Below are 23,599 nucleotides of genomic sequence, written 5' to 3'. Positions count from 1 at the left end.
GGTAACGGTGGGTTTCCGGCCAACCAAACTTCGACGGCAGACAGGCCGCTGTTTTCCTAATCGTTCACAGGCGCACCGCTACACCTTGCCCGTGCAGATACTGCTTGAGTTCGGGAATCGCGATCGCGCCCGAGTGGAACACGCTGGCGGCCAGCGCGCCGTCTACGTCGGCCTCGACGAACGCGTCGCGGAAATGCTGCGGCGTACCGGCGCCGCCGGAAGCAACCAACGGCACATGGCAGACCGCGCGTGCCACCGACAATTGCTCCAGGTCATAGCCACGGCGCACGCCGTCGCTGCCCATGCAGTTCAGCACGATCTCGCCGGCACCCCGCTGCTGCGCCTCGACCATCCAGTCCAGCGTGCGGCGCGGCAGAGCCTGCGTCTTCGCGGGATCGCCGGTGTACTGGTGTACCCGCCATTCGTCGTCGGCATCGCGTAGCGAGTCGATGCCGACCACCACGCATTGCACGCCGAACGCGGCAGCGAGCTCGTCGATCAACCCGGGCCGCTCCAGCGCCGGCGAGTTCACCGAGATCTTGTCCGCACCGGCATGCAGCACCGCACGCGCGTCGTCGACCGAGCGGATGCCGCCGGCCACGCAGAACGGGATGTCGATCACCCGGGCAACCTTCTCGACCCAGCCACGGTCCACGCTGCGCCCCTCGGGGCTGGCAGTGATGTCGTAGAACACCAGCTCGTCGGCACCCTCGTCGCGATAACGCAGCGCGAGATCGACGATCTCGCCCATCACCACGTGATCGCGAAAGCGCACGCCCTTGACCACCTTGCCGTCGCGCACGTCCAGGCAGGGAATGATGCGTCGGCTCAGCATGCCAATGCCTCCTCGACGGTGAAGCGCCCTTCCAGCAGCGCGCGGCCGAGGATCACGCCCTGCGCACCTGCCTCGCGCGCGGCGCGGATGTCGTCCAGCGAGCGCACACCGCCGGACGCCTGCACGGCCAGTGACGGCACCGTGCCGGCGAGATGGCGATAGAGATCGAGATTGAAGCCGGCCAGCATGCCGTCACGGTCAATGTCGGTACACAGCAGGTGGCGCGCGCCGCGCGCGGCGTACCACGGCGCCAGCTCGTCCAGCGTGCGCGCCTCGGTTTCGGTCCAGCCGGCGCTGGGCAGGGTCCAGCGGCCGTCGATGCGGCGCGTGTCGAGGGCAAGAGTTAGCCGTTCAGCGCCGTGTTTGTCCAGCCAGCCGGCCACAAGTTCGGGATCGCGGATCGCCACGCTGCCCAGCACCACACGCTGCACGCCGGCGTCGAACAAACGTTGCAGGTCCACTTCGTCACGCACCCCACCGCCGGCCTGGACCTGCATGCCATCTGCCGCGATCGAGCGGATCACCGCGAGATTGTCGAGCCGACCCGAGCGCGCACCATCCAGATCGACCAGGTGCAACCAGCGTGCGCCGGCGTCGGCGTAACGCCGCGCCAGTTCACGCGGATCGGCCGCATACGTGGTCTGCTGCGCATAGTCGCCTTGTTTCAGGCGCACCACCTGGCCGCCGCGCAGGTCGATCGCGGGGATCACGTCGAAGTTCATAGTTCGAGGAAGTTCTTGAGGAGCTTCGCGCCGACGGCAGCGGAGCGCTCGGGATGGAATTGCATGCCGTAGTAGTTGTCGCGCGCGATCACGGCGGAAAATGCCTCGCCGTAGTCGCTGGTGGCGAGGGTCCAGTCGCTCACCGGCACCGCATAGCTGTGCACGAAGTACGCCTGCTCATCGTCGCCCAGCCCGGCCAGCAAGGGATGCGCCTGCTTCGCGCTCAACAGGTTCCAGCCCATGTGCGGCACGCGCAAATCGGGGGCCTCGGAGAAACGGCGCACCGACGCCGGGATCAGACCGAGGCACTCGATATCGCCCTCTTCCGAATGCGCGCACAACAGCTGCATGCCCAGGCAGACGCCGAGCACAGGCTGCTTCAGCGAGCGCAGCAGCTCGACCAGATCCAGCTCACGCAGCCGTGCCATGCCGGGGCCGGCCGCGCCGACGCCGGGCAGGATCACCTTGTCGGCGGCGCGGATCGTCGCCGCGTCGGCGGTCAATGCGGCATCCACGCCCAGCCGCTGCAGCGCGTAGCGCACCGAGCCGATGTTGGTGCCGCCGGCGTCGACCAGGACCACGCTCATCACAGCGCGCCCTTGGTGCTGGGCAGCTCGCTGCCCTCGCGGCGGATCGCCTGGCGCAGCGTGCGCGCCACCACCTTGAAGCAGGCCTCGACCATGTGGTGCGCGTTGTCGCCGCGCACACTCAAGTGCAGGTTGGCGCCCAGCGTCTCGCACAGCGAGCGGAAGAAGTGCGGCACCAGTTCGGTCGGTACCTCGCCCACGCGCTCGCGCGGGAAACTGCCCTCGAACACGAAGTACGGCCGGCCGGACAGATCCAGCGCCGCGCTGGCTTGCGCTTCATCCATCGGCAGGGTGAAGCCGTAGCGGCCGATGCCGCGCTTGTCGCCGAGTGCCTGCTTCAAGGCCCCACCCAGCGCCAGCGCGCAGTCCTCGATGGTGTGGTGCTCATCGATGTGGGTGTCGCCATCGCATCGCAGCTCCAGCGCGAAGCCGCCGTGCTTGCCGATCTGCTCCAGCATGTGGTCGAAGAAGCCCAGCCCGGTGTGCACCTTCGGCTCGGCCACCCGATCCAGGTCGACGCTGACCGTGATGCGGGTTTCCTTGGTGTTGCGCGCCACTGTGGCGGTGCGCGGCGCATCCAGCAGCTGGTGCGCCAGCGTCTTCCAGTCGAGTCCGCGCGGGCCTACGCGAAAGCCACGCACGCCAAGATTCGCGGCAAACTGCAGGTCGGTCTCGCGATCGCCCACCATGGCCGACGCTGCGCGGCTCCAGCCGTCGTCGGCGAGGTAGTGCCGCAGCAGGCCGATGCCGGGCTTGCGCGTGTCGAGGCCTTCGTGCGGGAAGCTGCGATCGATCAACACCTCGCGGAAGCGGATACCCTGAGAGGCGAGGATGCGCAGCAGCAGTTCGTGCGGCCCGGTGAAATGCGGTTCGGGGAAACTGTCGGTGCCCAGGCCATCCTGGTTGGTCACCATCACCAGCTCGTAGCCGACCGCGACGAAGCGCTGCAGCGCGGCGATCACACCCGGCAGCAGGGCCAGCTTTTCGTAGCTGTCGATCTGCTGGTCGGCCGGCTCCTCGATCAGGCAGCCGTCGCGATCGACGAAGAGGATTTTGCGCCTCGTGTTCATGTCGATCCCTCGACAGAAGCCCGGCCATCCATGGCCGGACTCTTCAGAAAAGCCGCTCCACTGGCAATGCCTCGATCGGAGGTCAGCACGGCCAGTACCCGATCATTCTCCGCCGGCGTGCCGATGGTGATGCGCAGCGCATCGCCAAGATTCGGATAGCGACGCACGTCGCGCACCACGATGCCGGCCGCGAGCAGGCGCTGGTAGACGGCACCGGCATCGTCGAAACGCACGGCCAGGAAATTCGCCTGCGACGGCAACACCGCGCGCACCCCGGACAACCGGCGCAGCTCGGTCTGCATCCGCGCGCGCTGTTCGCGCACGATGGCGACATACCCTCGTGCATTCACCTGGCCCCAGCCAGACAATGCCAACAACGCGGCATCCACGCACGGCAGCGGCAACGGGTACGGCGCCATGATCCGGCGCAGCAGCGCGATCACCTCGGCGTTCGCCAGCAAACTGCCGACGCGTGCACCGGCCAGCGCCCAGGCCTTGGACAGGGTGCGCAACACGGCAAGGTTGTCGTGGCGGTCGATCAGGTCGGCCACGCTGTCCACGTCGCTGAACTCCACGTAGGCCTCATCCACTACCAGCAAGGCGCGACCGCTCAGCGCCTGCGCCAGCCGCTCGACCACGACGCGCGGCACCGGCTGCCCGGTGGGATTGTTCGGTGTGCAGATGAAGACCAGCTTCACCGCCGGGGTCAGCGCTGCCAGCATGGCGTCCACGTCCAGGGTGAAATCCGCCGCCAGCGGCACCTCGACGATGCCCGCATCCTGCACTCGTGCGCACACCGCGTACATGCCGAACGTCGGCGGCTGGATCAGGATCGCGTCGCGGCCGGCGCGGCAGAACGCGCGCACCAGCAGGTCGATCGCCTCGTCGCTACCGCGGCCGACCAGCAGCTGCTCGCGCCGCACGCCATAGAGTGCGGCCAGCGCATCGACCAGGGCCGCAGGCTGCGGCTCGGGATAGCGGTTGCAACCGAGGCCGTCGTCGCCCACCGGCGCCCACGCCGACTCGTTCGCGTTGAGAAAGACCTCGCCGCCGCTGGCCTCCATCCGCGCCGAGGAATATGGCTGCATCGCGCGGATCTCCGCCCGCGCCAGATCGAGCACGCTCATGACCGCGCCTCCAATGTGGCCAATCGCAAGGTCACCGCGCGGCGGTGCGCCTCCAGTTGTTCGGCCGCCGCCAGCGTCGCCGTGCACGGGCCGATATTGCGCAAGCCTTCTTCGCTGACTTCCTGCACGCTGATCTGCTTCTGGTAACTGGCCACCGACACTCCGCTGTAGCTGCGCGCATAGCCGTAGGTCGGCAGCACATGGTTGCTGCCGCTGCAGTAGTCGCCCACCGATTCGGGCGTCCACTGGCCGAGGAAGATCGAGCCGGCGCTCTCGATGCCGTCGAGCAACGCGCGTGGCGCGGCCACCTGCAGAATCAGGTGCTCGGGCGCGTAGCGATTGCTCACCTCGATCGCCTGCGCCAGCGAATCGACGGCGATCAGTCGGCTCTGCACCAGCGCCTGGCGGGCGATCGCACCGCGCGGCAATTCGGCGCACTGACGTTCGACCTCGGCCGCCGCCTGATCCAGCAATTCGGTGGACGGGCTCAGCAGGATCACCTGCGAATCCGGCCCATGCTCGGCCTGCGACAGCAGGTCGGCGGCGACGAATACCGGGTTCGCGCCGGCATCGGCGATCACCAGCACTTCCGACGGCCCCGCCGGCATGTCGATCGCGGCGCCGTCCGGGTCGGACGACACCTGCAACTTCGCCTCGGTGACCCAGGCATTGCCGGGGCCGAACAGCTTGTCGCACTTCGGCACGCTGGCGCTGCCGTAGGCCATCGCGGCGATCGCCTGCGCGCCGCCCAGCTTGAACACCTTGTGCACGCCGGTCAGGCGCGCGGCATACAGCACCGCCTCGTCGCAGCGCCCATCGGCGCGCGCCGGCGAGCACAGCACCACCTCGCGGCAACCGGCGATATGCGCCGGCACACCCAGCATCAAGGCGGTCGACGGCAGCGGCGCGCTGCCGGCCGGTACGTACAGGCCGACTCGGCTGATCGGACGCAGCATGCGCTCCACCCGCACGCCGGGAGCAGTCTCCACACTCACCGGCTGCACCGCGGCGACGCGATGAAACAATTCGATACGTGCGGCCGCTTCGCGAATCGCCGCCTTCAGGGTCGGATCGAGAAAGGCCTCGGCCGCAGCGAACTCGGCCTCGTCCACCGCGATCGCGTCCAGTGTGCAGCGGTCGTATTTCGCGCTGAATTCACGCAGTGCCGTGTCGCCGTGCTCGCGCACGGCGGCGATGATCCGCTCGACACCGCGGCGCAGTTCATCCGCGCGCGACTGCGCGGGCCGCGCCAGCGCATCGCGGCGTGCCGCTTCATCCAGTGCGTTCCAGTCCAGACGTTTCATGTCAGCCAGTTCTTCATGCGAGCCCGATTCATGCCAACCTGCTTCATGCCAGCATCTTCTCCACCGGCAGCACGAACATCTCGCGCGCACCGGCCTTCTTGATTTCTTCCAGTTGCCGCCAGCTCACCTCGCCGGCGCACAACGCCTGCAGCATCAGCTGATCCGGCTGGCCGGCCACCGCCAGCAGGGTCGGCTGCGGACCACCCGGCAGCAGGCGGGTGACCGCTTCCAGCGTGTGGCGCGAGGTCTGCAACAGCAGCAGGCGCGATTCGCGCACCTGGATCACCCCGTCCAGCCGCTTCAGCAGCAGCTCCAGCATGTCGCCGCGCTCGTCCACCGGCAGGGTCAGCGGGCCAGCCAGCACCGCCTCGCTTTCAAGCAGCACATCGGCTTCGCGCAACTGGTTCGCCACCAGGGTGCCGCCGCTCTGCACCAGATCGCAGATCGCGTCGGCGGTACCCAGCTTCGGCGCAATCTCGACCGAACCGGTCAGGGTCACCACGCCGGCATCGATGCCCTGCGTGCGCAGCCATTCGCCCAACAGGCCCGGATACGACGTGGCGATGCGCCGGCCTTGCAGTTGCGCCGGCTCGCGGTAGTCCAGTTCCTGCGGTACCGCGATCGACAGCCGGCAGCGTCCGAAGCCGAGCGGACGCAGCTCGCTGAGCGGTTCGGCGTCGCGCCCCGTGGTGAGCTGGAACTCGCTCAGTACGTTTCGCCCGACGATGCCGAGGTCGCAGACGCCTTGCGCGATCAGGCTTGGAATGTCGTCGTCGCGCACCAGCAGCAGGTCGACTGGCTCGCCCTCGCCGAAGCAGAACAGCTTGTCGCGGCTTTGCCGGAAGGTGAGCCCGCAACGAGTGAGCAACTCCAGCGCCGGCTCGGTCAGCCGGCCGGACTTCTGCATCGCGATGCGCAAGCGGTCGCGCGTTTTCATGCCTTCGCCTTTTTCGCTGCCTGCGACTGTCGCCTCGCTGCACGAGCCGCAGCCGCCAGATAGCCACCGCTGCCCTGGTTGAGGTAACGCGCCACCCGTCCGATCGTGGTGATGCTGACTGCGGTGCGCTCGTGGATCTCGCGGTACGGCACACCTTCCAGCAGGAACGGCACCACCCGCCAGCGATCCACCAGCACCTCGAGCTCGGCCGGCGTGCACAGATCGCTCAGGAAGGCACCCATCTCCCCGCTGTTCTTCAACGAGAGCAGCGCCTCGTAAAGGCTCTGCTCGGCGGATTCGACGGGGGTTTCCGGATCGAGTGATCGACGTTTCATAATGTACTAACGCATTAACACAGTGGTGCGCATCATACACGGCATGCGGCACCGCGGCAAACCTGCCTTTCGCCGGCGCCGATCCGGGTTCGGTGGAGGTTATCCGAAGCGCCTGGCGCGGCTTTGACAGCTTCCCCTCCCCAAAAACAAAGGCCCCCGCCGAGGCGGGGGCCTTGTGAACCTGGTGCAGGCCGGAGTCGGCTCAGGCCGACTTTTTCTTCGGCGCGGCCTTCTTGGCGGCGGCCGGCTTGGTCACGGTCGGCTTGGCGCCCACCACGGCCGGCAGCACGCTGTGTGCACGGGTATTGCCGTAGCTGCCGCGATAGGTCTTGCCGCGACGGGTCTTGCGATCGCCCTTACCCATGGGGAACTCCTTGATTTATTGGATGAACGGCCTGCCATCATAGCAGTGTCGGAGCCGTCCGGGATAGTCAGCAGTGACCGTGCCCGGCGCAGTCTCCGCTGGCATCGAGACACTTGCCGGGGTCGATCTGCACGGTCACATGCTGGATCCCGAAGCGCTCCAGCAACATCCGCTTGATCGCCTGCAAGGCCTGCGCGCCGTCGGCGTGTTCATCCAGCTCGGCATGCACGGTAGCCATGCGCGAACCCGAGGCCAGTTGCCACACGTGCAGGTGGTGAATGTCGCGGATGCCGGGATCGGCTGTACGCAGCGACGCTTCCACCAGCGCGCTGTCCATGCCGTCGGGCACGCCTTCCAGCAGGATGTGCGCGGACGTCCGCAGCAACCGCCATGCGCTGTTCAGGATCAGCAGCGAGACCAGCAGCGACAGCACCGGATCAGCCCACAGCCAGCCGAACCAGCGGATCGCCAGCGCCGCCAGCACCGCCGCCAGCGAACCGAGCAGGTCGCCCAGCACATGCAGGCTGGCGCCGGCCAAGTTGACGTCGTCGTGCGCATGCCCGTGCAGGGTGCGCAGCACCAGCGCATTCACCAGCAGCCCCGCGACCGCCACGGCCAGCATCACCCCGGACAGGATCTCCCCGGGATGCAGCAACCGCGCGATGGCTTCGTAGACGATCCAGCCGACCAGCACGAACTGGCCCAGTGCATTGACGAAACCCGCCAGTACTTCCGTCCGGCCATAGCCATAACTGCGCCGCGCATCGGCCGGCCGGGTTGCCATCCATGCGCTGACCACCGCCAGCAGCAAGGCCAGCGCATCGACCATCATGTGCCCGGCGTCGGCCAGCAAGGCCAGCGAACCGGACCATGCGCCGCCGATCACCTCGACCACCATCATCACGGTGGTCAAGACGAACGCAAACAGCAGCTTGCGACTGCGTCCGCCGGACGCAAGGGCGTGGCCGTTCGCATGTCCGTGCGCGTGGTCGTGCGGGTGAGTGTGGGGCGTGCTCATGCGTGCATGCTAGGAACGGCCGCCGCCGTTACACAATCACCACGTTCAGTGTGCGCACTGCGGGCCGTGCACGTGGGCGTTGCCGTTGCGGCTGTCCAGTCGCAGGTTGACGAAATGTGCGCCGGCCAGCAACAGGCCGCCGCTGGTCACCAGCACGCTGTGCAGGATCAGCACGGAACCATCGATGTAGATGACGCCGAGCAGCAGCAGGGCCAGCGCCGGCGCGGCCAGCCGCAATGGCAACGATTGCCGGTGCCGGCGATAACCGCGGACCAGCACGAACGAAGCCAGCACGCAGGCACACAGCACGAAAACACGCTCGAAGCGATGGTCGGCCAGGAATTCCAGACCCAGAAGCGGCAGCAACGCGAGCACGAAGGGCAACAGCGCGCAGTGGATCGCGCACAGGAAAGAAGCCGTCGCGCCAACGCGATCGGCGGCATGCCACCAACGGGATTTGTTCGCCTGCTCGGAATCCATCGACCTGCCCCGGCATCGCCAGACGTGACGACTCTATACCCGGTCGGCGGTATGTTACTTTATAACATTATCGACCGCCATACCCCGGAAACCGGGTTCAGGCCTTGCGGCAGTTCCTGCAGGTGCCGTGCACTTCCAGGGTTTGCGCCTGCGGACGGAAGCCCAGTGCCTTGGCTTGGGCCTCGATCAGCTCGGCGACCCGTTCGTCGCAGACTTCCTGGGCACTGGAGCAGATATCGCAGATCAGGAACGGTACCTGGTGCGCCTCGGCCGGGTGGTGGCAAGAGACGAATGCGTTGATCGATTCCAGTTTGTGGATGAAGCCGTTCTCGAGCAGAAAGTCGAGCGCGCGATAGACCGTCGGCGGTGCGGCATTGCCATGCTTCTCGCGCAGCTGGTCGAGCAGGTCGTAGGCCTTGACCGGCTTGTGCGCAGTCGCAACCAGTTCGAGCACTTCCTTGCGCAGCGGGGTCAGGCGCAAGCCGCGCTCCTCGCTGGCATGCTCCACCGCGCGCACGAACCCCTTCGCATCCTCATGATGATGATGCGGATGGTGCGCGTGCGGGTTGTGGGCGACTTCGTGGCTCACGCGTTTCACCTCAAGATGGATCATACACTGGCAACCGCATCGCTCCAGACCAGGCTCAGCGCCGCAGTGGCGGCGGCTGCGGGCGCGGCGCGGGGCGGCGCCTGGCCAGAATCACGATCCAGCCGAGCGGCCCCAGCACCCACGCCCACACGATGCCTTCGAACAGGCGGCCGCGCCACCAGCCGAGCAGTGCGCCCACCGCGACGAACAGCAGACTCCACCAGAACATGGCTGCCCACGGCAGCATATTCAACAGGTTGAAGAAGATGTGCCAGAACGCACCCGGCGCGTCGGGGTCGACGCCTTGGGTGGCCCTGGCCAGCAGTTCGTCCACGGCGAGTTCAGCGCGTCATCGTCATGGCGGGAAGCTCATCCCCGCGCGATGACGATCGCGGCGTCGATGCGCTGGAGCGCTTCCTCGCGACCCACCAGGTAGATCGTGTGCTCGATCGACGGCGAGACCTGGGTGCCGGTCATCGCCACCCGCAACGGCTGCGCGATCTTGCCCATGCCCAGCTCAAGCTTCGCGGCAACCTGTTCGATCACCTGGTGGATCGGTTCCGGCTGCCATTCGCACCCGGCCAGCAGCGACTTGGCCGCCTCGAGCACGGCAACCGCACTGTCGTTCTTCAGATGCTTGGCGACCGCCTTGTCGTCCCATTCGGCGATCGGCGCGTACCAGATCTTCGCGCGCTCGGCCATTTCCTTCAGCGTGTGCACGCGGTCGCGCAATGCCACGATCACGTCGACCGGCGCCGGACCGTGCGACGTGTCGATGCCGGCGCGCTGCAGGTGCCACCCGAATTCGGCGGCCAGCGACTGCGGGGCATCCGTCTTCAGGTAGTGCTGGTTGAGCCAGGCCAGTTTCTCGGTGTCGAAGCGCGAAGCGGCCTTGTTGACGTCGGCGATGTCGAACAGCGCGATCATCTCCTCGCGCGAGAAGATCTCCTGGTCGCCGTGCGACCAGCCCAGCCGCACCAGGTAGTTCAGCAATGCGTGCGGCAGGAAGCCATCGTCGCGGTATTCCATCACGCTGACCGCGCTGGTGCGCTTGGACAGCTTCTTGCCTTCCTTGTCCAGGATCATCGGCAGGTGCGCGAACTCCGGCACCTTGGCGCCCAGCGCGTGGTAGATGTTGATCTGCCGCGGCGTGTTGTTGACGTGGTCGTCGCCGCGGATCACCTCGGTGATGCCCATGTCGATGTCGTCGACCACCACGGCGAAGTTGTAGGTGGGCCAGCCGTCGGAGCGGAAGATCACCAGGTCGTCCAGCTCGCTGTTGGCCCACTCGATGCGGCCCTTCACCTTGTCGTCGAACACCACTGAGCCTTCGAGCGGGTTCCTGAAACGAATCACCCGGTTGGGGTCTTCCCGGTACGGCTCGTTGCGGTCGCGGTAATAGCCGTTGTAGCGCGGCTTCTCGCCCTTCGCCATCGCGGCCTCGCGCATCGCCTCGATCTCTTCCTTGCTCTCGTAGGCGTAGTACGCCTTGCCGGCAGCGACCAGTTCGTCGGCAACCTGCTTGTATCGCGCAAGCCGCTGGGTCTGGTAGAACGGGCCTTCGTCGGCGTCGAGGCCGAGCCAGTGCATCGCGTCGAGAATCGCCCGCACCGCCTCGTCGGTGGAACGCTCGCGATCGGTGTCCTCGATGCGCAGGATGAATTCACCGCCGCGACGGCGCGACTCCAGCCAGCAATACAGCGCGGTGCGCGCGCCGCCGATATGCAGGAAACCGGTGGGGCTGGGGGCGAAGCGGGTGCGGACGGTCATCGGGATATCGGCAGCGTGGGAGCGAAGCTGCCGATTTTAACCGATCTGCCACCGGCAACCCGCGAATCGCCCGCTTCACACGGGATTACTTCACGTGGATGGTGATCTTCTTCGACACCACCGCCGGATCGAACGGCACGTGGTTCTGGTCACCCAGTTCCAGTTGCAGGGTGTGCGTGCCGGGCTTCAGCTTCAGCGTGGTCTCGGTCTGGCCGCCACCGAAGTGGATGTGGTTGGCGTCGTTCGGAATCGGCTGGCCGGCAACGGGCAGTTCCTTCACATCGACCAGCAGGTGATGATGGCCGGTGTGCTCCTTGGTCACGCCGGCGGGCGCCACGCCCATGCCCTTGAGGCCGAAGCGCACGGTGACTTCCTGGCCCACGGTGGCACCGTTGGCGGGCGAGATGATGTAGACCGCGGCACCGCTGGGCGCCTGGGTGGTCGGCAGGCCGGGCGCGTCGACGGCCAGCGCGGCGCCGGTCAGTCCGGTCAGGGCAAGTGCGAGCAGGATGCGTTTCATCGTCGGTCTCCAGCGGTAAAGGACGACCCAGTGTAAGCGCTGCGGCGCCCTCAAGGCACCCGCACGTCACCGCGACGTCATGCGCCCGCCACGTCGCCGCAACGCTGGCCGGCGAAGCTGCGCCCAGCCAGCACGGGTACCGTCATGCGCATCGGCATCGTCAGCGAAACCTATCCACCGGAAATCAACGGCGTCGCGCTGACCGTGCACAGCCTCGCCGCCGGACTCGCCGCGCGCGGCCACAGCATCGACCTGATCCGTCCACGCCAGCCGCAGCCCTTCCTCGATGAAGCCGGCATCGACGTGCTCGAACTGCGCGGCGGTGCCCTGCCCCGTTACCCGGGCCTGCGCTTCGGCCTGCCGGCCGGCCGCACGCTGCGCCGGCACTGGTCGCAGCAGCGCCCCGATGCGGTCTACGTCGCCACCGAGGGGCCGCTCGGCTGGTCGGCCATGCGTGCCGCCGGGCGACTGGGCATCCCGCTCAGCAGTGGCTTTCATACCCGCTTCGACAACTACGCCAGCCACTACGGCCTGGGCCTGCTCACACCACTGGTGCGCGGCTACCTGCGCCGCTTCCACCAGCGTGCCGCCGCCACACTGGTACCGACCGACGCGCTCGCACAGGAGCTGCACGCCATGGGTATCGCCAACGCACGCCTGCTGCGCCGCGCGGTAGACACGCAACTGTTCCATCCGAACCGACGCGACGAAGCCCTGCGCGCCAGCTGGGGCGTGGACGCTGCCACGCCGGTGGTGCTGTACGTCGGACGCATCGCGCCGGAGAAGAATCTCGAGCTGGCGGTGCAGGCCTTTCGCGCGATTCGCCAGCAGTCGCCGCGAGCACGCTATGTATGGGTCGGCGACGGCCCGGCCCGCGCCGCACTGCAGGCCGCACATCCGGATTTCATCTTCGCCGGCGTGCAACGCGGCGAGGCACTGGCACGGCACTACGCCAGCGCGGACCTGTTCCCGTTCCCCAGCCTCAGCGAGACCTTCGGCAACGTGATCATCGAGGCGTTGGCCGCCGGCCTGCCGGTGGTGGCGTACGCCGAAGGCGCCGCACGCGAGCATCTCGCCGACGGCGTCAACGGCTACTGCATTGCGTCGGGCAACGCACCGGCATTCATCGGGGCGGCGGCGAAACTGGCCGGCAACCCGGCGCTGATCCGGCACATGGGCCGCGCCGCCCACACCGGCATGGCCGGGCTTTCGCCGGACGCGGTGATCCGCGATTTCGAAACCCTGCTGCGCGATATGGCCGAGGAGAACCTGCATGAACACGCCGCCATCGCCGCCCACGTCTGAGCTTCTGCCCGGGCCGCGTTTCGCGCTGGACCGCCGCGTCTGCGTGATCGCCAACCACTGGGGCGCCCGCCGCCTGGTGGGCCTGTTCTTCGGCATGATCAGCCGGCTCGGCGACGGCGTGTTCTGGTACGCACTGATGACCGCGCTGGCCGTGCTCGGCGGCCAGCGCGGCATCGCCGCGGCCGCACATATGGCGGTGACCGGATTCGCCGCCCTGCTGCTCTACCGCCTGCTGAAACGCTGGACGCGCCGCCCGCGCCCCTACCGCGCCTGCCCCGGCGTGATCGCGCACGTACCGCCACTGGACGAGTTCAGTTTTCCGTCCGGGCATACCTTGCAGGCGATGGGCTTCAGTATCGTGGCGCTGGCCTGGTATCCGACGCTGGCGCCGCTGCTGCTGGGTTTTACTGCGCTGGTCGCCGCCTCGCGGGTGATCCTCGGTCTGCACTACCCCAGCGACGTGCTGGCTGCGATCGGCATCGGCGGCGGTCTGGGCGGCGCGTCGCTGTGGTTGCTGTCGTCGCTCGGTTGAGCGTCGCGCTGCACAGAATATGTGCACGCCGTCGGCAGTGCCTTTGCACTCAGACAGATAGCGCACTTGTCCACAGGCTTTACCGCGTACGCTCCACAATCGCTGTGGAGAACTTCGGCTGACTGCGCAACTTCTCGGCAACGCGTAGCAAGTGCTTGATGGACAAGTGCCGAATGTCGCTTGTCCACAGGCTTTACCGGGACACTTCCACAGCGGCTGTGGAAAACCCGGTCGCACAAACGACGATGCCGCCCGAAGGCGGCATCGCATCGCTGCAACAGACACGACCGATCAGGCCGCGCGCGGCGCCTTCATGAGGATGCCGAGCAGGTCGGCCAGCTTGTCGCGCATCTCGCGGCGGTCGACGATCAGGTCGATCGCGCCGTGGTCGAGCAGGAACTCCGAACGCTGGAAGCCTTCCGGCAAAGTCTCGCGCACGGTCTGCTCGATCACACGCGGACCGGCGAAACCGATCAGCGCCTTCGGCTCGCCGATATTGATGTCGCCGAGCATCGCCAGGCTGGCGGAGACACCGCCAGTGGTCGGGTTGGTCAGCACGCTGATATACGGCACGCCGGCGTCGCGCAAGCGCGCCAGTGCGGCCGAGGTCTTCGCCATCTGCATCAGCGAGAACAGCGCCTCCTGCATGCGCGCGCCGCCGGTGGCAGAGAAGCACACCAGTGCGCTCTTGTCGGCCAGCGCGCGTTCGGCGGCACGCGCGAACTTCTCGCCGACCACCGAACCCATCGAGCCGCCCATGTAGGCGAACTCGAACGCCACCGCCATCAGCGGACGGCCCTTGAGCTTGCCGCTCATCGCGACCATCGCGTCCTTCTCGCCGAGCTTCTTCTGGGTCGCGGTGATGCGGTCGCGGTACTTCTTGGAATCACGGAACTTCAGCGGATCGGTCGGCTCCAGGCTGGCCCACAGTTCCTGCGCCGAGCCCTCGTCGAGCAGCGCGCCGAGTCGCACACGCGCACTGATGTAGTGGTGATGGCCGCACTTCGGACAGACCATCAGGTTGCGCTCGAGCTCCGGCCGGTACAGCACAGTGCCGCAACCGCCGCACTTCTCCCATACGCCTTCAGGCACCGAACCCTTGCCGCCGTTCGGACTCTGCGGGCGGGTGCGCGGGTTCATGATTTTCTGCAGCCAATTCATTGCATCACCCTGACTGTTCGTGAGCACGCCGCGATCAGGCGGCACGCGTCCTCAATGCGTATCGAGCGCGGTGCGGATCGGCGCCAGGAACGCTTGCGCGCGCGTGGCGATTTCCGCGGCATCCGTCGCCCCGGCCAGCCGCTCGACCAGCGCGCTGCCGATCACCACCGCATCGGCAAACCCGGCGATCGCCTGCGCACTCGCCGCATCGCGAATGCCGAAACCCACCGCCACCGGTGTCTTCGCGTGAGCCCGGATATCGGCCACGCGTGACGCGATGTCGCCGGTGCTCAAGTGTGCCGCACCGGTGATGCCGGCAAACGAGACATAGTACAGGAAACCCTCGGCCGAACCGCACAACTGCGCCATACGCGAGGGTGCGGTGGTCGGTGCGGCGAGCAGGATCTGCTGCAGTCCGGCATCGCGCAACGGCTGCAGGACGGCGGATTCCTCCAGCGGGCAATCGACCAGCAGCACGCCATCGACACCGGCCTGCACGGCCTCCTGCGCGAAGCGCGCGTAGCCGTGGATCTCGACCGGGTTGAGGTAGCCCATCAGCACGATCGGCGTATCCGCATCGCGCTGACGGAACGCGGCGACCCAGTTCAGCACTTCGGCCAGGCCGACGCCTTTCGCGATCGCCCGCTCGCTGGCGTGCTGGATCACCGGGCCGTCTGCCATCGGGTCGGAAAACGGCACGCCCAGCTCGATCAGGTCGGCGCCGGCGTCGACCAGCGCGTGCATCATCGACACCATGTGTTCGGGCGACGGATCGCCGGCGGTGACGAACGGAATCAGGCCGGTGCGGCCGGCCGCTTTCAATGCGGCGAAGCGGCGGTCGATGCGGCTCATACCTCGACTCCTTCGCGCGCGGCAATCGTGTGCACGTCCTTGTCACCGCGGCCGGAGAGATTGCACAACACGATGCCATCCTTCGGATACTCGCGTGCCAGCTTGATCGCCTGCGCCACCGCATGGCTGGATTCCAGCGCCGCCAGGATGCCCTCGGTACGCGCCAGCAGATGGAACGCCGCCATCGCCTCATCGTCGGTCACGCCGACGTAGTCGGCACGGCCGGCATCCTTGAGGAACGCATGTTCGGGACCGACACCGGGGTAGTCGAGGCCGGCCGAGATCGAATGCGTCTCGGTGATCTGGCCGTTGTCGTCGCACAGCACGTAGGTGCGATTGCCGTGCAGCACGCCCGGGCGACCGGCGGCCAGCGAGGCCGCGTGATGACCCGTGGCCAGACCCAAGCCCGCGGCCTCGGCGCCGACGATGCGCACGTCGGCATCATTGAGGAACGCATGGAACAGGCCGATCGCGTTGGAGCCGCCACCGACACACGCGGTAAGCGCATCCGGCAGACGGCCGTATTGCTCCAGCATCTGCGCACGCGCCTCGCGACCGACGATCGCGTTGAAGTCGCGCACCATCAACGGATACGGATGCGGCCCGGCCACCGTGCCGATGATGTAGAACGTGTCGGCGACGTTGGTGACCCAGTCGCGCATCGCCTCGTTCAGCGCGTCCTTCAGCGTCTTCGAGCCGGAGGTCACCGGTACCACCTCGGCACCGAGCAGTTTCATGCGGTAGACGTTGATCTTCTGCCGCTCGATGTCGACCGCGCCCATGTAGACCACGCACTTCAGCCCAAGCCGCGCGGCCACCGTGGCACTGGCCACGCCGTGCTGGCCGGCGCCGGTCTCGGCGATGATGCGGGTCTTGCCCATGTTGCGCGCGACCAGTGCCTGGCCGACCGTGTTGTTGATCTTGTGCGCGCCGGTGTGGTTCAGATCCTCGCGCTTGAGCAGGATGCGCGCGCCGCCCACGTGCTGCGACAGCCGCTCGGCGTGATAGATCGGGCTGGGCCGGCCGACGTAGTGCTTGAGGTCGCGGTCGAGTTCGGCGATGAACGCCGGATCGTCGCGCAGGCGCAGGTAGGCCTCGGTCAGTTCGGCCAGCGGCGCCATCAGGGTTTCGGCGACGTAGCTGCCGCCGTAGTTGCCGAAGCGGCCGTGTGCGTCGGGGTAGGCGTTGTAATCCACGATCTTGCTCATGTCCTCACTCGTTGGCATGCCGCACTGCGGCAAGCGACCATCTTAGCGGCAAGCCCGCCTGATGGGTCACAGATAGCACCGGATGGTTTCGCGCAATCCGGCCAGCTGTTCGGGCGTCAGCGGGCCGAGTATCCCGCGCCGGTCGGCAGGGATATGCGCAGCGGGATCCTCATCGTCGAACACGCAATGCTCCAGCAACGTCTTCCACGCGGCCCGCGCCGCAGGCGGCCGCGAACGGAAGGTGAGGATGCAATACATCGGGCAGCCCAGCGCGGCCAACCCCGGGCAAATGCGATGTCCGACTGCCGCGCCCAGGCCACCATCGGCCAGTCGCGGCATAGGCCGCGGATGACCAGCAGACGCTCGCGGCCGACCAGGTCGGTGAGTGCGCTCGGCTGATCGGTATCGTGATGTTCCACGATCGCCGCGGGCATGCCGCTCAATCCGCGTCGGCCGTGCGCACCGCGCGGATGAAGGCTGCCAGTCGGGCCGGGTCCTTGACCCCCGGCGCCGATTCCACACCGCTGGCTACGTCCACCGCCCAGGGACGCGCCGTGCGCACGGCATCGCCCACGTTGCCGGCGTGCAGGCCACCGGCCAAGATCAGCGGCTGTGCCAGCCCATCCGGCAGCAATGACCAGTCGAAGACTTTGCCGCTGCCACCGGCTTCGCCGGCAGCGTGGCCGTCCAACAGCAGACCTGAGGCCCGCGGATAGTCGTGCAGGCGCGACAATGCCGCCGCGCCCTCGCCCATCGCGATGGCCTTCAGAAATGGACGGCCAAACTGTGAGCACCAGGCGTCACTCTCGTCGCCGTGGAACTGCAGCAGCGTGGGGCGCACTTCATCGAGCACCTGCCGTACCAGGCTCGCTTCATCGTCCATGAACAGCGCGACGGTGGCGACGAACGGCGGCAACGCCGCGACGATCTCGCGCGCCTGCGCCAGCGACACCTGCCGCTTGCTGCGTGCGGTGAACACCAGTCCGATCGCATCGGCACCGAGGCGCGCAGCGAGCAACGCATCCCCGACCCGGGTCATGCCGCAGCACTTGATGCGAGTCATTGGCCGGCTCCCATCAGGCAGACTTCCGGCGGCAGACCCCAGTGCGCCTCGTAACGCGGACCGACGAAGGTAAGCCCCGAAGCCAACGCCGTCGGCCCGGCCACCTGGCGGTCGCGGCCGGCCAGCAGTTCGGCCAGCCATTCCATCGGCCGCTCGTCGCGGCCGATCAGCAGCAGGGAGCCGACGATATTGCGCACCATGTGATGCAGGAACGCGTTCGCCTCGATGTCGACGAACAACTGCTCGCCCTCGCGCCGTACGCTCACCGCCAGCACGCTGCGGCGCGGGTGCGCGGCCTGGCAGGACAAGGCGCGGAACGCGCTGAAATCGTGCTCGCCCAGCAGCGCCTGCGCCGCCGCATGCATGCGCTCAGCGTCCAGCGGCAGGCGTTCCCATGTGACGTAGCGCGCGTCCAGAGCCGCACGCACCGGCCGGTTGAGGATGTGGTAGCGGTAACGCCGGCTGCGTGCCGCGTAACGCGCGTGGAAACTGTCCAGCACCGGCTGCGCCCATAGCACCGCCACGCTGACCGGCAGGTTGGAACAGGTACCCAGCACCCAGCCGCGCATGTCGCGGCGTGCCTCGGTATCGAAGTGCACGACCTGGCAGCGGCCATGCACACCGGCATCGGTGCGCCCTGCGCAGCTGACTTCGACCGGATGATCGGCGACCTTCGACAAGGCCTGCTCCAGCGCTCCCTGCACGCTGACGTCCGTCTTCAGGCGCTGCCAGCCGTTGAAATCGGTGCCGTCGTATTCGATGCCGAGAGCGATGCGCATGGGGTCGTGCAGGAATCCGCCGGAAGAAGAAGAAAGATTAGCAGGCTGCAACGGAATCGGGCCGGCAGGAGCCGGCCCGATTCATCCCGCGGGTTGTGCCCGACGACTCAGTGCAGGCTGTCGAGCAGGCGCTTGGCGACGTCCTTCTGCATCTGACTGCCTTCCTTGACCACCTCGCCCAGCATGGCGCGGGCGCCTTCGGCGTCACCCATGTCGATATAGGCGCGGGCCAGGTCGAGCTTGGTGTCCACCGGATCGTCGTTGAATTCGCCGAGGTCATGGCCCTCGTCGGCCGTCTGATGCGCGCTGTCCGCTTCGTCGAAATGCCAGTCAGCGGCCGGCTCGGCAGACGCCAGCCGGTCCGACGCCAGCGGCGCGACCACGGTGGCATCGTCCGATGCTGCCGCAGGGCTCGGCGCGGGTTCGGCAGCGGGGTGGGTCAGATCGAAATTGAAGTTGTACTCGCTGACCCGCTTCGGCCCGCTCGACGGCAATGGCGGCATCGAGGAGACGACCGTGGGCGCATCGCCCTCGTCGGCATAATCGTCGATGTTGAACTCGCCGCGCGCCTCCGCATCGTCATGCGCCACCGGTTCGGCGTGATGATCAAACAGCGGATGGCCGGGCACCAGGTCCTCGCCCATGTGCAGCACGTCCTGCCACTCGTCCTGCTCCGGGTCGGTGACATGGGCGTGCATGGCCTCGGCCGCCGCCTCGAAATGCTCGACGTCGCGGCGCGAGTAGTACAGGGTGACCAGCTCCAGGTGCAGTCCGATGTCGTCCGGGTGTTCGGCCAGCTGGTCGAGCAACTCGTCCTGGTCGACATCGTCGCCAAGAAGGTCCTGGTCGGCGGCAGACGTCGAGCCGAAACGGTCCGCCAGCGACGACGCGGATTTCGAGGCGTCAGCACCCGGCTTGCGACGACGACCCAGCATCGCCAGCAGGATCAGCAGCACGATCGCGCCGGCGCCGGCTGCCCAGGCCCAGGTCTGCATGTACCATGGCTGCTCTGTGACAACCGGTTGCCTAGCCGGCTTCTCCACCGGTTTGGCCGGCACCGGTGTCGCGATCGGCGTGGTTACCACGGACGCACCGCTGGCCGGTGCGCTGGCCGCGCTGGATGCGCCGGCCGGCGCGGTTGCCGCCGTCGCGGTCGAAGCTGCGGCGACCGGCACCACACTCGCGGTGGCGGTGGCGGCGGTGCTGGCGGTGGCGGTGGCGGTGGCGGTGGCGGTTTCCAGCTTGGCTTCCACTGGTGTCGTCGCCGCGACAGCCTTCACCGTGCTGGCCGCCGCCGGTGGCATGCCGGCGGCCTTGCGTGCAGCGGCCAGCTTGGCCTGCAGCTCGGCGATCTCGTTGTCCTTCAGCGACAGCAGGCGTTCGTTCTTGTTGTTGATGTCCGCCAGGTCCTTCAGGCGGGTCTTCAGATCGGTGCTCTGCTGCTGCAGGCTGACCAGGCTCTCCTGGGTACGCAGGAGGTCCTGGCGGAGGCTGGCGCTGGCCTTGTCGCCCGCGCCGCTGCCCCGGGTTCCCGCGCTGGTGCCTTCCTTCGCCGGCACCAGCGCGAGCCGGTCACCGGTATCCGGCGCGCTGACCGGCGCACTGGAGCTGGAGGCACGGGTTGCGGCATCGGCCACGACCGTCGGCTTGCCCGGCACACCGGCACGCCAGTCGCTGTTCTGCCGACGCACTTCGGCGACCGCGGCAGCGATCGTCATCGCCTGCGCCTCGGCCGACGTCGGCACGCGCAACACCGCGCCGCTCTTCAGCGCGTTGATGTTGTCGCGGTAGAACGCGTCAGGATTGGCCTGCTGCAGCGCCAGCATCACCTGCTGCACGTCAGCGCCGGTCGGCGCCACGCTGCGCGCGATGCCCGACAGCGTCTGGCCGCGCTCGACCGGACCGTACTGGCCGTTGCTGACCACCGCCGCAGCCGGCTTCGGAACTGGCGCAGGCGCGGGTGCCGCCGGCTTCGGCCGGGCAGCCACCGGCGCCGCGGCCGGGGCCTTCGGGCGCTGCGCTGGTTGGGACTGGATCGGCGCCGGCGCCGGCGCAGCCGCGACGGCAGCTGCCGCCGGCGCATTCGGTGGATCGAGCAGGATGGCGTACTCGCGCACGCTCTTGCCGGCCTTGCCGTTCACTTCGATCAGGAGGTCGAGGAAAGGATCATCCACCGGGGTGCTGCTGGTGATGCGGATGACCGGATGCCCGGCACCGGCACCGGCCACGCTGAAATGCAACGGGACCGTGGTGCGCCCGCCGACGATGCCTGCGCGCGCAAATTCCTCGCTGGAAGCCAGCTGGACGGTGAGATTCTGCAACTCCGCCGGGCTGTCGGGATGCAGGGGGATCTCGGCCAGCAGCGGCTGCCCCAGCGCCGATTTGACCTGAATCTGGCCAAGGTCCACAGCCATGACCTGGCTGCTGCCCAGTGCCAGCGCGATCAGCATCGACAACTTCAACGAACGATTCATTGCGTGTTCCCCCGAACGATCCTGGCGCAAATCTTTATGGTTGTGGTGTTGCCGCGATGGCGACGACTGCCCCAAACTGAGGTGCCACTTTAGTTATATGCAGGCCAATCAACAATAGCTGCAACGAATACTTGCAGTACATTGCTGCGGTGTGTTCTCAGCGTAGCGACACTTTCTAACGCGAGTCCGAAGCCGGCCGGGCCTGCAACTCATGCAGCTGTCTTTGCAGCTCGGCAATGGCCTGGTCCTGCTGCTGCAGGCGTTCGCTGGCCCGCCTGCTGTCTGATTCTTCCCGGCTGAGATCTTGCTTCAGCCGTTTCACCTCGACCTGGCGGCTGACAAGCTGCCGCTGGGCGGCCGCCGGCGATTTCACCGCTGTCGACGCCGCCGACGGCGACTTCATCTGGCCGCCGGCCCAAGCCATCGAAACGGTCATAAATCCAACAATTACAATGAGTAGCGTAAAACGCATCTTAGAGATAATCCTCGATCAGCAATTCGGCGATCTGCACCGCATTCAGTGCCGCGCCCTTGCGGATATTGTCCGAGACGATCCACAGGTCCAGCCCGCGCTCATGCGAGATGTCCTCGCGGATGCGCCCCACGAACACTGCATCATTGCCGGCCGCCTCGCCCACCGGTGTCGGATAACCGCCCGGCTTGCGCTCGTCCATCAGCACCACGCCTGGCGCCTGCCGCAACAGTTCGCGGGCCTGTTCGGCGGTGATCTTGTCGCTGGTCTCGATATGTACTGCCTCGGAATGGCCATAGAACACCGGCACGCGTACTGCGGTCGGATTCACCTGGATCGACTCGTCCTCCAGGATCTTGCGGGTCTCCCACACCAGCTTCATCTCTTCCTTGGTGTAACCGTTCGGCTGGAAATCGTCGATCTGCGGGATCACATTGAACGCGATCTGGGTCGGGAATTTCTTGCCCGGCTCCACGCTTTGGAAGTTCAGCAAGGCCGCGGTCTCCCGGCCCAGCTCCTCCATCCCGCTGCGGCCGGCACCGGAGACGGACTGGTAGGTGGCCACGTTGATCCGCTCGATCTGCACCGCGCGGTGGATCGGCGCCAGCGCCACCAGCATCTGCATGGTCGAGCAATTCGGGTTGGCGATGATGCCGCGGCTGGTGTACTGGGCGATCGCGTGCGGGTTGACCTCGCTGATCACCAGCGGGATGTCGTCCTGATAGCGGAACTCCGAGGTGTTGTCGATCACCACCGCGCCGGCCGCCGCCGCGCGCGGCGCGTGCTCGCGGCTGACCGAACCGCCGGCCGAGAAGAACGCGATGTCCACGCCAGCGAAATCGTAGGTGTCCAGCAGTTGCACGGTGATGACCTTGCCGCCGAACTTGATCTCGCCCCCGGCCGAACGCTCGCTCGCCAGCGGCACCAGCTCGCTGACCGGAAACTCGCGCTCGGCGAGGATAGCCAGCACGGTCTCGCCGACCGCGCCGGTGGCGCCGACCAAGGCGACCTTGTAACTGCTCTTCTGACTCATGGGGTGGTGTTCTTCGCTCAGGGTGGAGGATGGCGTGCCGGCCGTCAGGCCAGCACGTTGGGGTTGAGGATCGTGGGCGGCCGCCCGGCATGCGGGCCATGGCCGAACAGCGCCAGCACATTGTCCACGGCCAGGGCGGTCATCGCACGGCGCGTTTCGATGCTGGCGCTGGCGATATGCGGGCTGAGCACGACGTTGTCCAGTTCGAGCAGGCCCGGGTGCAGCGCCGGCTCGCCTTCGAACACGTCCAGCCCGGCCGCGGCCAGCCGCCGTTCGCGCAGGGCCGCCGTCAAGGCCTTGTCATCCACGATGCCGCCGCGGGCCACGTTCACCAGCACCGCGGTCGGTTTCATCAGCGCCAGCTCGGGTGCGCCGATGGCGTGCCGGGTCTGCGGCGTCAGCGGCAGCACCAGCACCAGAAAATCGGATTCGCGCAGCAGCTGCGCCTTGTCGACAAAGCGCGCGTTGCAGGCCCGTTCGGTTGCCTCGGGCAGCGGCGAACGGTTGTGGTACAGCACCGGCATGCCGAAGCCGACCGCACGGTGCGCGATCGCCTGGCCGATCCGGCCCATGCCGAGAATGCCCAGGGTACGGCCGCGCACGTCGGTGCCCAGCCACGCCTTGAACTCGGTGGCCTTCCAGTGCCCGGCACGCAGCCAGCGCTCGGCTGCATTCATGCGCCGCGCGGAGCCTAGCAGCAGCGCCCAGGCATAGTCGGCCACGCTTTCGTTGAGCACGTCGGCGGTATTGGAGGCGGCGATGCCGGCAGCACTGAGCGCGTCCAGGTCGAGGTTGTCATAGCCGACGCCGAGGTTGGCGACGATGCGCAGCCGATGCGCAGCGGCAATTTCCGCCGCGCCGATGCGGTCCTTCAGGCCCACGATCGCGGCATCCTGCGTCGCCAGTCGGGTTGCCAGTTCGGACGAGCTGAACTTGCGCTCCTCCGGCTCGACCGTCACCTCGAAGTGCGGTTCAAGCCGGGCGACGATGCCCGGGAAGGTGGGACGCGAGACCCAGACGCGGGGCTTGTCAGTCATCGGCACGGTTCCGGTTGCGATAGTC

Annotated in this window: 27 protein-coding genes; 2 read left to right on the top strand and 25 right to left on the bottom strand. The window is 67.4% G+C overall.

The window, feature by feature from the left end; genetic code table 11:
- Positions 1–64 precede the first annotated feature (64 nt).
- From hisF to ABD024_RS06480, 15 genes are all read right to left on the bottom strand, one after another.
- A complete protein-coding gene (gene hisF / locus ABD024_RS06550) occupies positions 65–835 on the bottom strand; it encodes an imidazole glycerol phosphate synthase subunit HisF (protein WP_343850855.1) in 771 nt (256 codons plus the stop codon).
- Positions 829–1,557: a 1-(5-phosphoribosyl)-5-[(5-phosphoribosylamino)methylideneamino]imidazole-4-carboxamide isomerase gene (gene hisA / locus ABD024_RS06545; protein WP_343850853.1), complete on the bottom strand. Its 729-nt coding sequence runs from the start codon at positions 1,555–1,557 to the stop codon at positions 829–831. The genes hisF and hisA overlap by 7 nt, the downstream gene beginning before the upstream one ends.
- Positions 1,554–2,144, bottom strand: coding sequence for an imidazole glycerol phosphate synthase subunit HisH (gene hisH / locus ABD024_RS06540; protein WP_343850851.1), 591 nt, complete (start codon positions 2,142–2,144; stop codon positions 1,554–1,556). Before hisH ends, hisA begins: the two co-directional genes overlap by 4 nt.
- The gene (gene hisB / locus ABD024_RS06535; RefSeq protein WP_343850849.1) at positions 2,144–3,214 is read right to left on the bottom strand and encodes a bifunctional histidinol-phosphatase/imidazoleglycerol-phosphate dehydratase HisB; all 1,071 of its coding nucleotides are present in this window, start codon (positions 3,212–3,214) and stop codon (positions 2,144–2,146) included. Before hisB ends, hisH begins: the two co-directional genes overlap by 1 nt.
- Positions 3,211–4,341, bottom strand: coding sequence for a histidinol-phosphate transaminase (gene hisC / locus ABD024_RS06530; RefSeq protein ID WP_343850847.1), 1,131 nt, complete (start codon positions 4,339–4,341; stop codon positions 3,211–3,213). Before hisC ends, hisB begins: the two co-directional genes overlap by 4 nt.
- Positions 4,338–5,645, bottom strand: a complete 1,308-nt coding sequence (gene hisD / locus ABD024_RS06525) for a histidinol dehydrogenase (protein ID WP_343850845.1) — start codon at positions 5,643–5,645, stop codon at positions 4,338–4,340. Before hisD ends, hisC begins: the two co-directional genes overlap by 4 nt.
- 43 nt (positions 5,646–5,688) lie before the next feature.
- Entirely contained in the window at positions 5,689–6,582 is an 894-nt protein-coding gene (gene hisG / locus ABD024_RS06520) for an ATP phosphoribosyltransferase (protein ID WP_343850843.1), read from the bottom strand.
- Positions 6,579–6,917, bottom strand: a complete 339-nt coding sequence (locus ABD024_RS06515; protein WP_343850841.1) for a YerC/YecD family TrpR-related protein — start codon at positions 6,915–6,917, stop codon at positions 6,579–6,581. The genes hisG and ABD024_RS06515 overlap by 4 nt, the downstream gene beginning before the upstream one ends.
- Before the next feature lie 202 nt (positions 6,918–7,119).
- Entirely contained in the window at positions 7,120–7,281 is a 162-nt protein-coding gene (locus ABD024_RS06510; RefSeq protein WP_343850839.1) for a 30S ribosomal protein THX, read from the bottom strand.
- Between the two features lie 67 nt (positions 7,282–7,348).
- A complete protein-coding gene (locus ABD024_RS06505) occupies positions 7,349–8,299 on the bottom strand; it encodes a cation diffusion facilitator family transporter (RefSeq protein ID WP_343850838.1) in 951 nt (316 codons plus the stop codon).
- A 45-nt stretch (positions 8,300–8,344) separates the two neighbouring features.
- Positions 8,345–8,779, bottom strand: a complete 435-nt coding sequence (locus ABD024_RS06500; protein ID WP_343850837.1) for a MerC domain-containing protein — start codon at positions 8,777–8,779, stop codon at positions 8,345–8,347.
- Positions 8,780–8,876: 97 nt separating this feature from the next.
- Positions 8,877–9,392, bottom strand: coding sequence for a transcriptional repressor (locus tag ABD024_RS06495; protein ID WP_343850836.1), 516 nt, complete (start codon positions 9,390–9,392; stop codon positions 8,877–8,879).
- A gap of 31 nt (positions 9,393–9,423) precedes the next feature.
- Positions 9,424–9,702 carry a hypothetical protein gene (locus ABD024_RS06490; RefSeq protein ID WP_343850835.1) on the bottom strand — a complete coding sequence of 93 codons (279 nt, stop codon included), beginning with the start codon at positions 9,700–9,702 and terminating at the stop codon, positions 9,424–9,426.
- 35 nt (positions 9,703–9,737) lie between these two features.
- On the bottom strand, positions 9,738–11,138 hold the full coding sequence (gltX, locus tag ABD024_RS06485; RefSeq protein WP_343850834.1) for a glutamate--tRNA ligase: 1,401 nt from the start codon (positions 11,136–11,138) through the stop codon (positions 9,738–9,740).
- Positions 11,139–11,223: 85 nt separating this feature from the next.
- Positions 11,224–11,658 carry a DUF4399 domain-containing protein gene (locus tag ABD024_RS06480; RefSeq protein ID WP_343850833.1) on the bottom strand — a complete coding sequence of 145 codons (435 nt, stop codon included), beginning with the start codon at positions 11,656–11,658 and terminating at the stop codon, positions 11,224–11,226.
- Positions 11,659–11,802: 144 nt separating this feature from the next.
- Between ABD024_RS06480 and ABD024_RS06475 the strand changes: the two genes are divergently transcribed.
- Both ABD024_RS06475 and ABD024_RS06470 read left to right on the top strand, forming a co-directional pair.
- Complete coding sequence (locus ABD024_RS06475) at positions 11,803–12,963, top strand: glycosyltransferase family 4 protein (RefSeq protein WP_343850832.1); 1,161 nt, start codon at positions 11,803–11,805, stop codon at positions 12,961–12,963.
- Positions 12,932–13,495: a phosphatase PAP2 family protein gene (locus ABD024_RS06470; protein WP_343850831.1), complete on the top strand. Its 564-nt coding sequence runs from the start codon at positions 12,932–12,934 to the stop codon at positions 13,493–13,495. Before ABD024_RS06475 ends, ABD024_RS06470 begins: the two co-directional genes overlap by 32 nt.
- 291 nt (positions 13,496–13,786) lie before the next feature.
- Here the strand turns inward: ABD024_RS06470 and accD are convergent, their stop codons facing one another.
- From accD to ABD024_RS06420, 10 genes are all read right to left on the bottom strand, one after another.
- Entirely contained in the window at positions 13,787–14,656 is an 870-nt protein-coding gene (gene accD, locus ABD024_RS06465) for an acetyl-CoA carboxylase, carboxyltransferase subunit beta (RefSeq protein WP_343850830.1), read from the bottom strand.
- A 51-nt stretch (positions 14,657–14,707) separates the two neighbouring features.
- Positions 14,708–15,508, bottom strand: a complete 801-nt coding sequence (gene trpA / locus ABD024_RS06460; protein WP_343850829.1) for a tryptophan synthase subunit alpha — start codon at positions 15,506–15,508, stop codon at positions 14,708–14,710.
- Positions 15,505–16,716 carry a tryptophan synthase subunit beta gene (gene trpB / locus ABD024_RS06455; RefSeq protein WP_343850828.1) on the bottom strand — a complete coding sequence of 404 codons (1,212 nt, stop codon included), beginning with the start codon at positions 16,714–16,716 and terminating at the stop codon, positions 15,505–15,507. The genes trpA and trpB overlap by 4 nt, the downstream gene beginning before the upstream one ends.
- A gap of 66 nt (positions 16,717–16,782) precedes the next feature.
- Positions 16,783–17,055, bottom strand: a complete 273-nt coding sequence (locus tag ABD024_RS06450) for a hypothetical protein (protein WP_343850827.1) — start codon at positions 17,053–17,055, stop codon at positions 16,783–16,785.
- 100 nt (positions 17,056–17,155) lie between these two features.
- Entirely contained in the window at positions 17,156–17,779 is a 624-nt protein-coding gene (locus ABD024_RS06445; RefSeq protein WP_343850824.1) for a phosphoribosylanthranilate isomerase, read from the bottom strand.
- On the bottom strand, positions 17,776–18,558 hold the full coding sequence (gene truA / locus ABD024_RS06440; RefSeq protein WP_343850822.1) for a tRNA pseudouridine(38-40) synthase TruA: 783 nt from the start codon (positions 18,556–18,558) through the stop codon (positions 17,776–17,778). The genes ABD024_RS06445 and truA overlap by 4 nt, the downstream gene beginning before the upstream one ends.
- Positions 18,559–18,665: 107 nt before the next feature.
- Positions 18,666–21,032, bottom strand: a complete 2,367-nt coding sequence (locus ABD024_RS06435) for a motility hub landmark protein FimV (RefSeq protein WP_343850820.1) — start codon at positions 21,030–21,032, stop codon at positions 18,666–18,668.
- Between the two features lie 175 nt (positions 21,033–21,207).
- Positions 21,208–21,504, bottom strand: coding sequence for a hypothetical protein (locus ABD024_RS06430; RefSeq protein ID WP_343850818.1), 297 nt, complete (start codon positions 21,502–21,504; stop codon positions 21,208–21,210).
- Position 21,505: 1 nt separating this feature from the next.
- A complete protein-coding gene (locus ABD024_RS06425; RefSeq protein ID WP_343850816.1) occupies positions 21,506–22,537 on the bottom strand; it encodes an aspartate-semialdehyde dehydrogenase in 1,032 nt (343 codons plus the stop codon).
- A 44-nt stretch (positions 22,538–22,581) separates the two neighbouring features.
- Positions 22,582–23,574: a 2-hydroxyacid dehydrogenase gene (locus tag ABD024_RS06420; RefSeq protein ID WP_343850814.1), complete on the bottom strand. Its 993-nt coding sequence runs from the start codon at positions 23,572–23,574 to the stop codon at positions 22,582–22,584.
- Between the last annotated feature and the right edge of the window lie 25 nt (positions 23,575–23,599).

Origin of the sequence: Rhodanobacter soli (assembly GCF_039523495.1) — a bacterium.
Lineage (GTDB): Bacteria > Pseudomonadota > Gammaproteobacteria > Xanthomonadales > Rhodanobacteraceae > Rhodanobacter > Rhodanobacter soli.
The sequence above is the reverse complement of the archived record's forward strand: the minus strand, read 5'-3'. Positions and strand labels throughout refer to the sequence as shown.

Excerpts from the sequence above, each read along its gene's own strand:
- ABD024_RS06420 (WP_343850814.1), bottom strand. The coding sequence starts at position 23,574 with ATGACTGACAAGCCCCGCGTCTGGGTCTCGCGTCCCACCTTCCCGGGC.
- hisB (WP_343850849.1), bottom strand. The coding sequence starts at position 3,214 with ATGAACACGAGGCGCAAAATCCTCTTCGTCGATCGCGACGGCTGCCTG.
- ABD024_RS06500 (WP_343850837.1), bottom strand. The coding sequence starts at position 8,779 with ATGGATTCCGAGCAGGCGAACAAATCCCGTTGGTGGCATGCCGCCGAT.
- hisH (WP_343850851.1), bottom strand. The coding sequence starts at position 2,144 with ATGAGCGTGGTCCTGGTCGACGCCGGCGGCACCAACATCGGCTCGGTG.
- ABD024_RS06505 (WP_343850838.1), bottom strand. The coding sequence starts at position 8,299 with ATGAGCACGCCCCACACTCACCCGCACGACCACGCGCACGGACATGCG.
- ABD024_RS06480 (WP_343850833.1), bottom strand. The coding sequence starts at position 11,658 with ATGAAACGCATCCTGCTCGCACTTGCCCTGACCGGACTGACCGGCGCC.
- ABD024_RS06425 (WP_343850816.1), bottom strand. The coding sequence starts at position 22,537 with ATGAGTCAGAAGAGCAGTTACAAGGTCGCCTTGGTCGGCGCCACCGGC.
- ABD024_RS06495 (WP_343850836.1), bottom strand. The coding sequence starts at position 9,392 with ATGATCCATCTTGAGGTGAAACGCGTGAGCCACGAAGTCGCCCACAAC.
- trpB (WP_343850828.1), bottom strand. The coding sequence starts at position 16,716 with ATGAGCAAGATCGTGGATTACAACGCCTACCCCGACGCACACGGCCGC.
- hisA (WP_343850853.1), bottom strand. The coding sequence starts at position 1,557 with ATGAACTTCGACGTGATCCCCGCGATCGACCTGCGCGGCGGCCAGGTG.
- hisF (WP_343850855.1), bottom strand. The coding sequence starts at position 835 with ATGCTGAGCCGACGCATCATTCCCTGCCTGGACGTGCGCGACGGCAAG.
- ABD024_RS06470 (WP_343850831.1), top strand. The coding sequence starts at position 12,932 with ATGAACACGCCGCCATCGCCGCCCACGTCTGAGCTTCTGCCCGGGCCG.
- accD (WP_343850830.1), bottom strand. The coding sequence starts at position 14,656 with ATGAATTGGCTGCAGAAAATCATGAACCCGCGCACCCGCCCGCAGAGT.
- ABD024_RS06430 (WP_343850818.1), bottom strand. The coding sequence starts at position 21,504 with ATGCGTTTTACGCTACTCATTGTAATTGTTGGATTTATGACCGTTTCG.
- hisD (WP_343850845.1), bottom strand. The coding sequence starts at position 5,645 with ATGAAACGTCTGGACTGGAACGCACTGGATGAAGCGGCACGCCGCGAT.
- ABD024_RS06435 (WP_343850820.1), bottom strand. The coding sequence starts at position 21,032 with ATGAATCGTTCGTTGAAGTTGTCGATGCTGATCGCGCTGGCACTGGGC.
- ABD024_RS06510 (WP_343850839.1), bottom strand. The coding sequence starts at position 7,281 with ATGGGTAAGGGCGATCGCAAGACCCGTCGCGGCAAGACCTATCGCGGC.
- ABD024_RS06450 (WP_343850827.1), bottom strand. The coding sequence starts at position 17,055 with ATGCCGCGACTGGCCGATGGTGGCCTGGGCGCGGCAGTCGGACATCGC.
- hisC (WP_343850847.1), bottom strand. The coding sequence starts at position 4,341 with ATGAGCGTGCTCGATCTGGCGCGGGCGGAGATCCGCGCGATGCAGCCA.
- gltX (WP_343850834.1), bottom strand. The coding sequence starts at position 11,138 with ATGACCGTCCGCACCCGCTTCGCCCCCAGCCCCACCGGTTTCCTGCAT.
- ABD024_RS06515 (WP_343850841.1), bottom strand. The coding sequence starts at position 6,917 with ATGAAACGTCGATCACTCGATCCGGAAACCCCCGTCGAATCCGCCGAG.
- hisG (WP_343850843.1), bottom strand. The coding sequence starts at position 6,582 with ATGAAAACGCGCGACCGCTTGCGCATCGCGATGCAGAAGTCCGGCCGG.
- ABD024_RS06475 (WP_343850832.1), top strand. The coding sequence starts at position 11,803 with ATGCGCATCGGCATCGTCAGCGAAACCTATCCACCGGAAATCAACGGC.
- truA (WP_343850822.1), bottom strand. The coding sequence starts at position 18,558 with ATGCGCATCGCTCTCGGCATCGAATACGACGGCACCGATTTCAACGGC.
- trpA (WP_343850829.1), bottom strand. The coding sequence starts at position 15,508 with ATGAGCCGCATCGACCGCCGCTTCGCCGCATTGAAAGCGGCCGGCCGC.
- ABD024_RS06445 (WP_343850824.1), bottom strand. The coding sequence starts at position 17,779 with ATGACTCGCATCAAGTGCTGCGGCATGACCCGGGTCGGGGATGCGTTG.